Raw genomic sequence first — 13,445 nt, 5'->3', positions numbered from 1 at the left:
CAGACGCAGGACGGCGTGCTGACGATTACCCCCGCCCCGCTGACGGTAACGGGCGGTCGCTACAGCAAGATCTACGGCGAGATGGACCCGCTGTTCTCCTATGCCGTGGAAGGCCTGCGCAACGGCGATGCCGCGGCAGCTGTGCTGGCGGGGGCGATCAGCCGCACGGCGGGTGAGAACGTGGGCAATTACGCGATCGGACAGGGCACGCTCGGCCTGACATCCGCCAATTACATCCTCCGCTATGTCGACGGAAACCTGGCGATCACACCGGCCCTTCTGCATGTGACCGCGCTGGATGCCACCAAAGTTTACGGCACGTCCGATCCGGCGCTGGGCTTCACGGTGGACGGACTGAAGTTCACGGACACCGCGGCCTCGGTTCTTTCCGGCGCGCTGGCCCGCGATCCGGGTGAGGATGTCGAGACGTACGCCATCCGGCTCGGCTCGCTTGGGCTTATCAGTGCCAATTATACGCTGGGCTTCACCTCGGCCGACTTCACCATCACGCCTGCCCCGTTGCTGGTGACCGGAGGGACGTTCAGCAAAGTCTACGGCACGCCGGATCCCCGGTTCACTTATACGGTGGACGGCCTGCGCAACGGCGACACGGCCGGCGCCGTGCTGAACGGCGCGCTCGACCGCGAGCCGGGCGAGGATGTGGGCAACTATGCCGTGCAGCAGGGCTCGCTAGGGCTGGCGACCCGCAACTATGTGCTGACTTATGTGGACGGCGTGCTGGGAATTACCCGGGCCCGACTGATCGTTACGGCCGATCCCAACGGCAAAGTGGTCGGCGAACCCGATCCGCTGCTGACCTATCGCGTGGATGGCTTGAAAAACGGCGATGGGATCGATGTGGTGACGGGCCAGCTCCTTCGCGATCCCGGCGAGGACATCGGCACGTTCCCGATCCGGCAAGGCAATCTGTCCCTCCTCAGCGGCAATTACGAATTGCAGTTCGTGGAAGGCCTGTTCACGATCGTTCAACGCCCTAGCGGGCTGGATACGTTAACGGCGCAATCCTACGATCCCTGGCGGATCGACTATATCCAGCGCGGCCGTGATCCGGATACGCCGGGAGACGCGGTTTATCGCACCACGCGCTATGAAAATCCCTATATCCCCGATCCGCTGATGCGCAGCTATTCGCTGGGCTATGTAATGATCGAAAAGGGCGCCGCCTCGACCGACTGGCGTGCGGTGGACAACGATCGGACCGGCCAGCATGCCGACCGGCGGCCCGAGGGCGCGCCGCCCTGCGCGGCCGCGTCGCTGACCGACGCCGTGGCCTGCCAGGCCCAAGGTTTCCTCACGGACTATTGGACGACCCGCAGATGATGCCATTTGTCCGCACATGCGGCAGCGCCGCGTTCACGCTGTGCTGTCTGGCGCCCACCGGCGGTGCCTTCGCGCAAGCTCTTCCGGGCGCTGCGCAAGTGCCGCAGGCGCAGCGGCGTTTCGAGCCGCAAACCCCGCCGCAGCGTGACAATGCGCAGGAACTGCCGCCTCCGGTCGCGCCCACGGCCCCGCCGCCCGGCGCCGAGCAGGTGCGCTTCGTGTTGAAGGACGTCTCGTTCCCCGGGATGACTGTTTACACGCAAGAGGACCTGAAACCGCTCTACACGGACCTGATCGGCCGTGAAGTGGCCCTGAGCGACCTCTACGCACTGGCGGAAAAGATCACGGCCCGTTACCGGCGCGACGGCTATCTGCTCGCGCTGGCGGTGGTGGAGCCGCAGGACATTTCCGACGGCCGCATCTCGCTGCGCGTGGTCGAAGGCTTCATCGACAAAGTGGAGTTCAGCGGCACGCCGCCTCGTCCCGAGCGGCTGTCACGCAACCTTGCCGCCAATATTTCCGGCTCGCGCCCGCTGCGTGCGCGGGATCTGGAGCGCAATGTGCTGCTGATCGGCGACATCCCCGGCGTCAACGTCCAGAGTGTCCTGCGTCCGTCGTCCACCACGTTCGGCGCCGCCGACCTCGAAATCGTGACGCAGCAGCTGCCGTTCGAGGGTTTCGTCAGCTTCGACAATCAGGGCTCTCGCTTCCTTGGCCCTTATGCGCTGTCGGCGGGAATCAGCGCATACGATCGGCTTGGCATGGGTGAGCAGATCGACCTTACGGGTGCGGGCGATATCGTCGACCAGACCATGTTCTATGTGCAGGGCGCGCTTACCCTGCCGGTCAATCGCGGCGGCCCTTTCGCCGGCAACACCATCCAGTTCGCCGCGCAGTACAGCCAGTCCGAGCCCGACCTGCCTAAGGAAGTCTTCCCCTTCCACACCCGCAGCGACAATTTCGAAGGCCGGATCACGTTCTTCCAGCCCATCATCCGCTCCCGCACGGACAACCTCTCGGCCCGCATCTCGCTGATCTGGCGCGACCTTGAAAACCGCGTGACCGACCTGCCGGACGACATCCGCAATCCCACGCGCGAACATGTCCGCATGATCCAGCCACGCTTCACCTATGACGTGGTGGACGGCACGGGCGCGGTCACCATGCTGGACGTTCTGTTCAACATGGGGCTGAGCGTTCTGGGATCGAGCGAGCGCGACGATCCGCGACTGGTCCGCGTGAACGCCGATGGCAACTTCTTCTACATCAGCGGCAGCCTTGCGCGCCTGCAACCGGTCTTTGGGCATTTCGCCGTCTTCGGCCAGATGGACTTCCAGTGGAGCAACGATCCGCTGCCCACCACTGAGCGCTTCGGCGTCGGCGGCCCGCGCAACGGCATCGGCTATCCGCCGGGCGCGATCACCGGAGACAGCGGCCTCAGCGTCCGGGGCGAACTGCGTTATGGCCACGAACTCGCCAACAAGTGGCTCACCGGCTTCCAGATCTACGGCCGCTACGACTACGGCTTCGCGTCCGATGTGACGAAGAGCCCCTATGACTGGAACGATCTCTCCACCATCGGCCTGGGGCTGCGCCTCAACCTGCTGAAGGCGCTGAGCTTCAATCCCGAAGTCAGTCACCAGTTGACCGGCGATCCGGCCGACTGCCTCAACTGCCGCCACGATACCCGTTTCCTGTTCAACGTGACCCAGCGATTTTAGGGACCGATCGTAAGATGCCGGGCGGACCGGCATCGGCCATGTCGTATCGTCAATCCATGTGAACGGCGGGCGAACTGCCTGAGGGTTTGGTCGGGCGCATCAGCAGGATCAGCGGCAGCAGCACGAGCCCGGTGATGAAGAGCAGGTGGAACGTATCGATGTTGGACACCATCGATGCCTGCCGGGTGATTTCGGCATTGAGGCGCAAGAGGCTGGTCGCCGAAGAGAAATCCACATCGGGCATCGCCTGCGCCAACTGGGCATTGTCTGGCCGCACGTTTTCGACAAGGCGCGCGTGAACCACCGAAGCGTTGCGGATCGTGATGAACTGAAGCACCGAGATGCCCACGGCCGAGCCGATGCTGCGGATCAGCGTGAACATGGCCGCGCCTTCGTTCCGCATCGCCGGGCTCAGGGTGGCGAAGGCGATCGTCGAGAGCGGCACGAAGATGATGCCGGTCGCCATGCCTTGCAGGAACCCGGAAACGACGATCATCTGCTCGTCCATGGCGAGCGAAAAACCGCTCATCATATGGGTTGACCAGGCTGCCAGCGAAATGCCCACCGCCAGCAGGATACGCGGGTCGACGAAGCGGACGACGGAGCCGATCAGCAGCATCGAGATCATCGAGCCCAGTCCGCGCGGCGCCGTCACCAGCCCGGTGTGGATCACCGGATAGTGCAGGAGCTGCTCCAGCATCGGCGGCAGCAGCGCCAGCACGCCGTAGACAAGCACGCCGATGAAGAAACTGAAGACCAGAGCGGATGCGAAGTTGCGGTCGGCGAACAGGCTCAATTTGATGAACGGTTCGTCGGCGGTGAGCGTGTGGACCAGGAACATGCTGAAGAACACCGCCGCGCCTGTCGCCTCGATGCAGATTTCCGTAGACGAGAACCAGTCGAGTTGCTGGCCGCGATCCAGCATCAGCTGGAAGCAGGTGAGCGTCAGGGCCAGCAGGGTGAAGCCCAGAATGTCCAGCCGCACGCGGCTCGACCGCGTCTCGCCCAGAAAGACGAACAGGCCCGCAAAGGCGATCATGCCGATCGGCAGGTTGATGAAGAATACCCAGCGCCAATCGAAATTGTCGGTCAGCCAGCCGCCCAGAGCAGGGCCGATGATCGGCCCCAGCACGGCGCCCATGGCCCATATCGACATCGCCTGACCATGCCGTTCGGGCGGGTTGATGTCGAGCAGGATGGCCTGGCTCATCGGCACCAGCGCGGCACCGGACAGCCCCTGCAAGAGCCGGAAGGCAACCAGCTCGCCCAGGTTCGAGGCTATGCCGCACAGGCCCGAGGCGATCACGAAACCGGCAAGCGACCACAGCATCAATCGCTTGCGACCGTAGCGGCCCGCAAGCCATCCGGTCAGCGGCGTGCCGATGGCGGCGGCGATGATGTAGGAGGTCAGGACCCAGGTGATCTGATCGCTGGCCGCGCTGAGACTGCCCTGCATATGCGGCAACGCCACATTGGCGATCGTGGAATCCAGCGAATTCATCATCGACGCGACCATCGTCGAGGCGGTGATGAGAATGCGCGTGGTGCTGTCCGGATAGGCCTGACCGGCGTCCGTGCTCATCGCTGGGCGGGGGGGCGCGAGGTGGTATCGGGGCCGAACAGGTGGCGCTCATGGCCGGTGTCGACGGTTACGGTGGCGCTGAGCCCTGCCTGCATCGGCACGTCTTGCGGAACCCGGTCCAGCGCGATCTCCACCGGCAGGCGCTGGACGACTTTCACCCAGTTGCCCGTGGCATTCTCCGCGGGCAGGACCGCGAAGCGGCTTCCCGTTCCCGGGCTGAAGCTGGCGACACGGCCCTTGAGCCGGACGTCGGGAAACGCATCCACGGCAATGATCACGGGCTGCCCCTGACGCATGTAGCGCAGTTGGTCTTCCTTGAAGTTCGCCTCTACCCACAGGCGCGTGGCCGCCAGCGAAAAGACCGGCTTTCCGGCGGTGACGGCGCTACCGGTCTGCAACTGGTCGACCTTTGTCACGACGCCGTCCTGCGCGGCATGAACGGTCGTATAGCGAAGGTTGAGCCGGGCGCGCTCCAGCGCGGCTTCGGCACGGCGGACGGCGGGCTGCGTCTGGTCCGCCGCATCGACCGAGTCCGAGAGCGAGGCCGCAACGGCGGCATTCTGCTGCGTCGCGGTCTGGATCGCCTGTTGGGCGGTCTTGAGCGCCAGCAGCGCCTGATCGTACTGGGCCTGACTGGAAATGCCTTCACCCACCAGGTCGTGCTGACGCTTTGCTTCCCGGTCGGCAAAGAACGCGCGTTGCCGGGCCGTCGCCAGTTCCGACTGGCCCTGCGCATAGTTCGCGCGCAGACGGCGTACCTCGGCCACTTCGCCGGCAAGCTGCGCCTCGGCCTCGGCCACGGCGGTCTGGTAAGGCGCCGGATCGATGCGGAACAGCACGTCACCCTTGTGGACGAACTGGTTGTTGCGAACCGGCACTTCCACCACTTCGCCCGAGACTCTGGGGCTCACCGCCACGAGGCCGGACTGGAGATAGGCGTTCTCCGTTTCCTCATACCGGCCGCCGCCCAGATAGATCATCGCGCCGGCGATCACGGCGGCCAGAGGTATCAGGACCAGCAAGGGCTTGCGCGCGCGCCGCAGCCATCCCCCCTTGACCTGCTCCTGCTGGCCCACCCGTTCTTGCCGAGGTTGCTCCATTTGCGCCTGTCCGGGCGTTGAAACGGTATCGCCGGACCATTCGTCGCCCAGCACATCGTGCCCGTCAGCGGCGATTGATGGCTCGTTTCTCAATCCGTGCTCTTCCATGAAGCATACCTGTCAATCGCCCCCGGCAACTCTCCGGAGCGGTCAGGTAGCGCAGGCCAATTTATTAGCCTAGTGAACATTATTTCTGAACAGTATGAATGGCGCTCATGACGAAGCCCGACCTGAATCTGTTTGCGGTATTCGATGTTCTGTTCGAACTACGCAGCGTGACGCGGACCGCCGACAGGCTGGGCCTGACCCAGTCCGCCGTCAGCCATGCGCTGCGACGCCTTCGGGAATTGCTTGGCGATCCGCTGTTCGTGCGGACCGGCGGCACCTTGCAACCCACGCCGCGCGCCCGCGCCATGGCTCCCGCCATCCGCGAAGGGCTGGCACGGCTGGGCGAGGCTGTCCTGCCCAGCGGTTTCGATGCCCGGACATCGAACCGCACGTTCACCATCGCGGCGTCGACATACTTCTGCGCCTCGCTGATCCCCGGCCTGATCGCGGCAGCCCGCAAGCATGCGCCGGGGGTCACGTTCCGCGCCATGCCCATTCGCACGGACTTGCTCGGCCTGCTGGAGGACAGCACGGTCGACCTTGCGCTGGGGGCCTTCACGCGCCTGCCCGCGCGCATCGCGTCCCGGACCCTGCTTCGGGAGGAACTGGTCTGGATCGCCGCGCAGTCAAATCCGCTGGTTGCGGCGGGGCTCACCCATGCGGAACTCCTCGCCTTGCCGCACATCGGCTTTGACCCGGTCCGGACTTTCGCGCCTGCCCGTTCGGCCGGGGACGACAGTCTGGAGACGCCCTACCTTCCCGAGCAGACAATTCCCGCCGAAATCCACGGCTCGGACCTGACGCCTGCGATTGTCTACGACGTTTTCACGGCGGTTGCCGTCGTGGCGCGATCCGATCTTGTCGCGCTGGTCCCGCGCCAGCTTGCTCTATCCGAACAGAAGCGCGCGGGGATCGCCATTCTGGAATCGGCCGAACCGGGCATCGCCATCGAGATGAGCATGATCGCACGTTCGCAATCGACATCGGATGCGGGTCTGGAGTGGCTGAAAACCCTTGTCGAGCAACTGGCCTGCGAACTGCGAGGCGGCTGACGAAACCGTAGCCCGCCGCCCGATGTGCCGGGGAGGGTTGCAGTTTCGCGGCGCCCGGGAAACAATGTCGGACTTCATGCGTTTGGTGTCGCATGGTCCGCGCTCAGGCGGACGATTTTGATTTGTCGGACGAATGGCCGCTGTTCGCGGCCAATTTTCTGTGATTTCGGGGGTTGGGGAAAATGTCGCCTTCACAGGCGCCCGAGAGGGTGATGCCAAAATCCGGGCCAAAATCCGGTCTCGATGGCCGGGTGTGGCTGGGCCTTGTGGCCGTGGTGCTGTTTTTTCTCATCAGCGGCACGGTGGCCTTCCGTAATATCGAAATGCTGCGCGACGATACGGGCAAGATCGCGCATTCGCACGATGTCATCGCCTCGCTCGACGAACTCCTTTCCGTCATTCAGGATGCCGAAACCGGCCAGCGCGGCTATCTGCTGACGGGCAACGAGGAGTATCTCGCGCCCTATACGGCGGCGGTTACCCGGCTCGGTTCCAAGTTTGATGCCATCGGTGCGCTCACCCGGGACAACCCTTCGCAGCAGGCGAGACTGGCGACGCTTCGCCGTCACACCGATTCCAAGCTGGCGGAGCTGGGCCAGACCATCGACTTGCGCCGCCAGCAGGGCCGCGACGCGGCGCTTGCCGTCGTCTCCACAGATCGCGGCAAGATCGAGATGGATGCGATCCGTGCCCAGCTGGGCGAGATGCAGCAGGAAGAACTGCGGCTGCGCCAGCTCAGGCTCGACGAAATGGACGGCGCCTACAAGAGCGCCTGGACCAGCGGCGTGCTCTCGACCGTGCTGGGCATTGCCCTGACGCTGGTGATCGCGTTCCTGCTTCGTCGCGCGACGATTGCGCGGGACCGGCAGCAATGGCTTCAGGCGGGGCAGGCCCAGCTTGCCGCGGCCATGCTGGGGGACCCTTCGACCGGGCAACTGGGCGAGAACATTCTCACGTTCCTCAGCAAGTTCCTCGATGCACAGGGCGGCGCCATTTATGCGGGCGACGGCGCCCGCTACCAGCGGGTGGCGACGCTGGGCGTGCCTGCCGAGGCCGGCGTGCTGGAGAGTTTCACGATCAAGGACGGCCTGCTCGGCCGCGCCGTCGCCGAGCGCGAACATACGGTGCTGAGCGATATCCCCGACGGCTATCTGACCATCGGATCGGGGCTGGGTCACGACAAGCCGCGCCATCTGGTGATCTCGCCGGTCTGCGCGGACGAGGCGGTCCACGGCGTGATCGAACTTGGCTTCCTGGGCCCTGTCGATGACCTGGCCGTGGCGTTCCTGTCCGAGGCTTCGGCGCCCATCGGCGTCGCCTTGCGCTCCGCAAGGTTCCGCACCGAACTGCGCAACCTGCTGGAGGAGACGCAGCGCCAGTCGGAAACGCTTCAGGTCCAGAGCGAGGAACTGCGCGTCTCCAACGAGGAACTGGAAGAGCAGGGCCGCGCGCTCAAGGAATCGCAGGTCCGGCTCGAACAGCAGCAAGTGGAGCTGGAACAGACCAATGCCCAGCTGGAAGAGCAGGCGCAGCAATTGGAGAGCCAGCGCGACGACCTTGCACGATCCAACACGGCGGTCGAACAGAAGGCCAGCGAACTGGAGCGGGCCAGCCGCTACAAGTCCGATTTCCTTGCGAACATGTCGCACGAACTGCGGACGCCGCTGAATTCGCTGCTGATCCTCTCCAAGCTGCTGGGCGACAATCCGGCGGGCAATCTCACCGAAGAACAGGTGAAATATGCCGTTACCATCCAGTCCTCGGGCAATGACCTGCTGGCGCTGATCAACGATATCCTCGACCTTTCGAAGATCGAGGCCGGTCACGTCCAGGTCCGGCCGGAGACTGTTGCGCTCGACCGGCTGGTGACCGACATGCGGCAGCTGTTCGAGCCGGTGGCGAGTGAGCGCGGGCTGGAATTCGGCATTGCCGTTTCCGCCGATTGTCCCGACACGATCGATACCGATCGCCAGCGGCTGGACCAGATCCTCAAGAATCTGCTGTCCAACGCGTTCAAGTTCACCGAAGCGGGACGGGTCGATCTTTCGATTGCACGCGGCGGCGCGGATCGGCTCGCCATTTCGGTGCGTGACACCGGCATCGGCATCGCCGAGGACCAGCAGCGCGAAGTCTTCGAAGCCTTCCGTCAGGCAGATGGCACGATCAGCCGCCAATATGGCGGGACGGGGCTGGGCCTGTCGATTTCACGGGAATTGGCGCGACTGCTCGGCGGGGCAATCGAACTGGAGAGCAAGCCCGGCGAAGGCAGCCGTTTCACGCTGTCTATCCCGCTGTCGCTCGACCCGGCGGCCGCGCCGCGCAGCGAGGGGCTGGCAATCGCCGCGGGCACGCCTGTGGTCCGCCGCGTGGAACCGCAAGTCCCCAAGGCTCCGGCGCGACTGCCGCGCCGGGTGGAGGACGACCGCGAGCGGCTTGGTGCCGCCGACCGGATCCTGCTGGTGGTCGAGGACGACGGAAGCTTCGCGGGCATCGTGCGCGATCTGTCGCGCGAACTGGGTTTCCAGTGTCTGGTCGCGGGAACCGCAGGCGAAGCGCTCGAACTGGCGCGTCAGTTCAAGCCCAATGCCGTGGTGCTCGATCTGGGCCTGCCGGATCAATCGGGGCTGGTCCTACTGGATCACCTCAAGAGCGATGGGGCCACGCGGCACATCCCGGTCCACGTCGTATCCGCGAGCGACCATGCCCAGACCGCGCTGTCGCTGGGGGCGATCGGCTATCTGGTCAAGCCGGTGAAGCGCGACGAGCTGGTCGAAGTGCTCAAGGCGCTTGCCGCCAAGATGGCGCAGAGCGTGCGCCGCGTCCTCATCGTCGAGGACGATCAGGTGCAGCGCGACGCCGTCGCCAGCCTGCTCGCCACGGCGGGCGTGGAGACGGTGGGCGTGGGCACCGCGGCGGAATGTCTGGAGCGGCTTGAACGCGAGACTTTCGATTGCATGGTGCTCGACCTGAACCTGCCCGATGCATCGGGCTTCGCGCTGCTGGAGACGCTGAAAAAGGAAGGCCGCCACGGCGTCCTGCCGGTGATCGTCTATACCGGGCACGACCTGTCGCCCGACGACGAACAGCGGCTGCGGCGCTATTCGGATTCGATCATCATCAAGGGTGCGCGTTCGCCGGAGCGACTGCTGGACGAGGTGACGCTGTTCCTCCACCAGGTGGTGACCGAGCTGCCGCCCGAACAGCAGCGCATGATCCAGCAGGCGCGGAGCCGCGACGCCATTCTCGAAGGACGGCGGATTCTCCTTGTCGAGGACGATGTGCGCAACGTCTACTCGCTGACCAACATCCTCGAACCGCGCGGCGCGATCATCGAGGTTGCCAGGAACGGGCGGGACGCGATCGACAAGCTGGAGAAATCGGCCGCTGACGGCGGCACGGCCATCGACCTCGTGCTGATGGACGTGATGATGCCGGTGATGGACGGGCTGACGGCGACGCGGGAGATCCGGACCGATCCGCGCTGGAAGAAGCTGCCGATCATCACGCTGACGGCCAAGGCCATGCCGGACGACCAGCAGCGCTGCATCGAGGCGGGCGCGAACGACTACATGGCCAAGCCGCTCGATGTCGACAAATTGCTGTCACTTGTCCGCGTCTGGATGCCGCGCTAAATGTCGGACGCGGTCGAGGATATCGAGATCCGGTTGCTGCTGGAAGCGCTGTTCCAGCGCTACCACTATGACTTCCGCAAATACTCGCAGGCGTCGCTGCGCCGCCGCCTGCGTCAGGCGCGCGGGCAGCTTGGGTTCGAGACGTTTTCAGGACTTCAGGAAGCCCTGCTGCACGATCCGGCCATGCTGCCCCGGCTGCTGAGCTTTCTGACGGTCCAGGTCAGCGAGATGTTTCGCGACCCGTCGTACTTCAAGGCGATCCGCGAGAAAGTGGTGCCGCATTTGCGCACCTACCCCTCGCTCAAGGTCTGGATCGCCGGGTGCAGCGCGGGGGAGGAACTGCACTCGTTCGCGATCCTGTTCCGCGAGGAAGGGCTGGAGGAACGGACGCTGTTCTACGCGACCGATATCAGCCAGGACGCGCTCGACATGGCCTCGCGCGGGATCTACTCGCTCGACCGGATCAGGACGTTCACCGAAAACCACCGTGCCTCGGGCGGCCGGTCGTCGCTGTCGGACTATTACAGCACGGCCTATGGCAACGCCGTTTTCGACAAGAGCCTGCGGGATCGTGTGGTATTCTCGGACCACAGTCTGGTCACCGATGCCGTATTCTCGGAGATGCACCTGATTTCCTGTCGCAATGTGCTGATCTATTTCGACCGCGAGTTGCAGGACCGTGCCATTGGCCTTTTCCGGGATTCGTTGATCCGCGGCGGCTTCATGGGTCTGGGCGCCAAGGAAAGCATGCGCTTTTCGGCCCATGCCGACGCCTTCAGCGACTTCGTGCGCGAGGAAAAAATCTACAGAAAGCGCGAGGTATGACGGCCGATATTCCCATCCCTCGTCCCCCCATTCCCCGCGCAGTTGTGATCGGCGCCTCGGCTGGCGCCATTCAGGCGCTTTCGGAGGTCCTGCCCGCGCTGCCGCCGACGTTCCCGCTGCCGATCCTGATCGTGGTCCATATCCCGGCGGACGGCGGCAACATGCTGGCGCCGCTGTTCGCCGGCAAATGCCGGATCGCCGTGCGCGAGGCCGAGGACAAGGAGCCGGTGCTGGGCGGTACCGCCTATTTCGCGCCGCCGGATTACCACTTGCTGGTGGAGGCCGGGGGCACGCTGTCGCTGTCGAGCGACGAGGCGGTCCTCCATTCGCGTCCGGCGATTGACGTGCTGTTCGAAAGCGCGGCGGACGCTTATGGCGGTGCGCTTGTCGGGATCGTCCTTACCGGCGCGAACCAGGACGGAGCCGCCGGACTTCGCGCCATTGCCCAAGCGGGAGGCATCGTGCTCGTGGAAGACCCCTCGATTGCCTATGCGGATGCGATGCCGCTGGCGGCGCTGTCCGAATGTCCCGAGGCGCGCGTGCTGTCGCTGGCCGGGATCGCGGACTTTCTCCTGGAAGTCGGGAAGGGTGAGGGCGCATGACTCCCCCGGTTAAATTTCTGCTGGTCGACGATCTTGATGAGAACCTCATCGCGCTTGCGGCGCTGCTGAAGCGAGACGGACTGGTCCTGCTGACCGCCCGCTCGGCGGACGAGGCGCTTGAATTGCTGCTCGAACACGAAGTGGCGCTGGCGTTTCTCGATGTGCAGATGCCCGAAGTCGACGGTTTCGAACTTGCCGAATTCATGCGCGGCAGCGAGCGTACGCGGCATATTCCGATCATCTTCGTCACGGCCGGAAGCGCCGACAAACAGCGCCGATTCCGGGGCTATGAGGCAGGTGCCGTCGATTTCATCCAGAAGCCGATCGAGGCGGACATCCTGCGCAGCAAGGCCAATGTCTTCTTCGAACTCCACCGCCAGCGCCAGCTGGTGGCGGCACAGCGCGACGAACTGAAAGCGGCCTCGCAGGCGCTTCAGGAAGTGGATCGGCGCAAGGACGAGTTCCTGGCGGTGCTGGGGCACGAATTGCGCAACCCGCTGGCGGCGCTCAGTTCCGGCTTGCAACTCCTGCAGCGCCGCTCGGCGGACGAGAGCGTGACGATCCGCGAGAGCATGGAGCTTCAGATATTCCACCTCTCGCGCCTTATCGAGGATCTGCTCGACACCGCGCGTATCAGCGAGGGCAAGATTTCGCTGCAAAAGGAGCGCATCGAACTCCAGACCATCCTGCGTTCTGCCATCCAGGGGTGCCGGAACAATCTGGAAAGTGCCGGGCACCGGTTCACCACCGACATTCCAGCCGAGCCAGTCTGGCTTGAGGCCGACCACACCCGTTTGGCGCAAGTCGTTGCGAACCTGCTCAACAATGCCGCGAAATATACGCCGAAGGGCGGCGAGATTTCGCTACGGGCCCGCGCGGCGGCAGATCACGTGGAGATCGAGGTCGCCGATAACGGCGTGGGCATTCCGGCCGACATGCAGTCGCGGATTTTCCAGATTTTCGTGCAGGTTCCCGATCACCGGCAACACGCGGCGGGCGGGCTTGGGGTCGGCCTCGCTCTGGTGCATCAGCTGCTTGCCCTGCACGGCGGAACGATCACCGTGGCCAGCGGCGGCGTGGGCAAGGGCAGCGTGTTCACCGTCCGGATACCGAGGCGGGCGGACCTTCTCCCCTAGCAATAGCGGGGATCGTCCAGCCCCATCATCCACGCGGGGCACTTGTTTTCGATGTCGCCGCGGAAGGCCTCGCTGTTGAAGGACATGAAGTCAAAAGCGGCATCCCGCGCGGTCATGGATGCCGGAATGCGATAGCTGGCCGCGACGGCATCGCCGCAGGTTGCCGTCCAGCCGGTGATGTCTCTCTCGCGCTGGATCCAGAGTTGCACGAGCCAGAGAAAGTCCTGTCGCTTGTCCTGCATCGTGGGCATCGCTCGATTCCTTCAAGGTAGTCGCTACCCTTCGCCGCGCGACAATTTCTTCGCGCCGCTTCCGGTATTTACACCTCATAGAATCGAAAAATCGT

At 64.5% G+C, this 13,445-nt stretch carries 10 protein-coding genes; 7 read left to right on the top strand and 3 right to left on the bottom strand.

Annotated features, from left to right (window positions below):
• Together EDF56_RS26055 and EDF56_RS21165 are read left to right on the top strand one after the other, a co-directional pair.
• On the top strand, positions 1-1,341 hold a 1,341-nt coding region (locus tag EDF56_RS26055; RefSeq protein WP_279389728.1), incomplete at its 5' end, for an MBG domain-containing protein.
• Positions 1,338-3,062: a ShlB/FhaC/HecB family hemolysin secretion/activation protein gene (locus tag EDF56_RS21165; protein WP_132391256.1), complete on the top strand. Its 1,725-nt coding sequence runs from the start codon at positions 1,338-1,340 to the stop codon at positions 3,060-3,062. The genes EDF56_RS26055 and EDF56_RS21165, both read left to right, overlap by 4 nt.
• 49 nt (positions 3,063-3,111) lie before the next feature.
• Here the strand turns inward: EDF56_RS21165 and EDF56_RS21160 are convergent, their stop codons facing one another.
• Both EDF56_RS21160 and EDF56_RS21155 read right to left on the bottom strand, forming a co-directional pair.
• Positions 3,112-4,644, bottom strand: coding sequence for a DHA2 family efflux MFS transporter permease subunit (locus EDF56_RS21160; RefSeq protein WP_132391254.1), 1,533 nt, complete (start codon positions 4,642-4,644; stop codon positions 3,112-3,114).
• Positions 4,641-5,852, bottom strand: a complete 1,212-nt coding sequence (locus EDF56_RS21155; protein WP_243652751.1) for an HlyD family secretion protein — start codon at positions 5,850-5,852, stop codon at positions 4,641-4,643. Before EDF56_RS21155 ends, EDF56_RS21160 begins: the two co-directional genes overlap by 4 nt.
• A gap of 107 nt (positions 5,853-5,959) precedes the next feature.
• Between EDF56_RS21155 and EDF56_RS21150 the strand changes: the two genes are divergently transcribed.
• From EDF56_RS21150 to EDF56_RS21130, 5 genes are all read left to right on the top strand, one after another.
• Complete coding sequence (locus EDF56_RS21150) at positions 5,960-6,904, top strand: LysR family transcriptional regulator (RefSeq protein ID WP_165912303.1); 945 nt, start codon at positions 5,960-5,962, stop codon at positions 6,902-6,904.
• 212 nt (positions 6,905-7,116) lie between these two features.
• A complete protein-coding gene (locus EDF56_RS21145; protein WP_132391250.1) occupies positions 7,117-10,536 on the top strand; it encodes a response regulator in 3,420 nt (1,139 codons plus the stop codon).
• Positions 10,537-11,361, top strand: coding sequence for a CheR family methyltransferase (locus EDF56_RS21140; protein WP_132391248.1), 825 nt, complete (start codon positions 10,537-10,539; stop codon positions 11,359-11,361).
• Complete coding sequence (locus tag EDF56_RS21135) at positions 11,358-11,963, top strand: chemotaxis protein CheB (RefSeq protein ID WP_132391246.1); 606 nt, start codon at positions 11,358-11,360, stop codon at positions 11,961-11,963. The genes EDF56_RS21140 and EDF56_RS21135 overlap by 4 nt, the downstream gene beginning before the upstream one ends.
• Positions 11,960-13,099, top strand: coding sequence for a hybrid sensor histidine kinase/response regulator (locus tag EDF56_RS21130; RefSeq protein ID WP_132391244.1), 1,140 nt, complete (start codon positions 11,960-11,962; stop codon positions 13,097-13,099). The genes EDF56_RS21135 and EDF56_RS21130 overlap by 4 nt, the downstream gene beginning before the upstream one ends.
• Here EDF56_RS21130 and EDF56_RS21125 read toward each other — a convergent pair.
• Complete coding sequence (locus EDF56_RS21125) at positions 13,096-13,350, bottom strand: hypothetical protein (RefSeq protein ID WP_132391242.1); 255 nt, start codon at positions 13,348-13,350, stop codon at positions 13,096-13,098. The genes EDF56_RS21130 and EDF56_RS21125 overlap by 4 nt on opposite strands.
• Positions 13,351-13,445 lie beyond the last annotated feature (95 nt).

The organism is Novosphingobium sp. PhB165, from assembly GCF_004341845.1.
Lineage (GTDB): Bacteria > Pseudomonadota > Alphaproteobacteria > Sphingomonadales > Sphingomonadaceae > Novosphingobium.
The sequence above is the reverse complement of the archived record's forward strand: the minus strand, read 5'-3'. Positions and strand labels throughout refer to the sequence as shown.

Excerpts from the sequence above, each read along its gene's own strand:
- EDF56_RS21165 (WP_132391256.1), top strand. The coding sequence starts at position 1,338 with ATGATGCCATTTGTCCGCACATGCGGCAGCGCCGCGTTCACGCTGTGC.
- EDF56_RS21150 (WP_165912303.1), top strand. The coding sequence starts at position 5,960 with ATGACGAAGCCCGACCTGAATCTGTTTGCGGTATTCGATGTTCTGTTC.
- EDF56_RS21160 (WP_132391254.1), bottom strand. The coding sequence starts at position 4,644 with ATGAGCACGGACGCCGGTCAGGCCTATCCGGACAGCACCACGCGCATT.
- EDF56_RS21125 (WP_132391242.1), bottom strand. The coding sequence starts at position 13,350 with ATGCCCACGATGCAGGACAAGCGACAGGACTTTCTCTGGCTCGTGCAA.
- EDF56_RS21130 (WP_132391244.1), top strand. The coding sequence starts at position 11,960 with ATGACTCCCCCGGTTAAATTTCTGCTGGTCGACGATCTTGATGAGAAC.
- EDF56_RS21145 (WP_132391250.1), top strand. The coding sequence starts at position 7,117 with ATGCCAAAATCCGGGCCAAAATCCGGTCTCGATGGCCGGGTGTGGCTG.
- EDF56_RS21155 (WP_243652751.1), bottom strand. The coding sequence starts at position 5,852 with ATGGAAGAGCACGGATTGAGAAACGAGCCATCAATCGCCGCTGACGGG.
- EDF56_RS21135 (WP_132391246.1), top strand. The coding sequence starts at position 11,358 with ATGACGGCCGATATTCCCATCCCTCGTCCCCCCATTCCCCGCGCAGTT.
- EDF56_RS21140 (WP_132391248.1), top strand. The coding sequence starts at position 10,537 with ATGTCGGACGCGGTCGAGGATATCGAGATCCGGTTGCTGCTGGAAGCG.